Source organism: Citrobacter sp. L55 (genome assembly GCF_002850715.1).
Taxonomy (GTDB): Bacteria; Pseudomonadota; Gammaproteobacteria; order Enterobacterales; family Enterobacteriaceae; genus Citrobacter; species Citrobacter braakii.
Map to the genome: position 1 here is coordinate 1 of NZ_KZ559452.1, position 782 is coordinate 782.

A 782-nucleotide genomic window follows, 5' to 3' on the forward strand; every position below is an offset into this window, starting at 1 on the left:
CGCTTTCCCTGCGCGGTTCGCCCGGCAAGTCCGCCTTTCTGCAGATTTTCCTGAAGCCGGTTGAATACCGTCCAGAGGTCATTCTGTTCATCCTGCCAGCGGCGGGGGGAGAGCACCTGGGCTTCGGTCACCGGCTGATGCTCTTCACCAAAGCGATACGTCAGTGCTGCTCTGGCAAATGCCTGTTTTGCCGGTGGCGGCAGCATCAGCGACTGCATGGCATAGCGCTTCTCTTCCACCCGGTCAAAGATACCGAGTACTTCGTAAGCCCCTTCAATGACTTTTTCCACCACGTTCCCCCTGTGTGGAACGCGAATTTCGCCAAACGACTGTCCGCAGACGAGGCTGTTCGTGCAGACGCTGCGAAAGTAACCAGGCAACATCTGATACGAACTGCTGCCATCGTGCGAGTTAAGCAGAATGATCTCCGGTACCTGCTGACCCTTTATCTGACCGGCACGGCGCAGACGCAGCATGTGCTTCGTGTGCTCCCGGCGGCTCTGGTCGCGAACGCGTGACTGGCAGGCAAAAAACGGCTCGAAACCCTCCCGCCGGAGGTTCTCCAGCAGGGTAATGGTGGGGATGTAAGCGTATTTTTCACTTCTGGAACCGTGTCTGTCCTCACTGAACACGCTGGGGACATGCTGCATCAGTTCCTCACGGGTTAACGGACGGTCACGGCGGATCTGGTTAATTCGGCCAAAGCGGCTGGCTAAGCGCATGGAAATTTCCTTTCTGAGAAACAAAAGAAAACGCCCCGCTCGGATGAGCAGGGCGTCGGT

At 57.2% G+C, this 782-nt stretch carries 1 protein-coding gene; it reads right to left on the reverse strand.

Annotation, left to right across the window (positions count from 1 at the left end):
* Window positions 1-722, reverse strand: a 722-nt coding sequence (locus tag B9P82_RS28080) for a DUF932 domain-containing protein (protein ID WP_101701459.1), incomplete at its 3' end; no start/stop codon positions are given.
* Window positions 723-782 lie beyond the last annotated feature (60 nt).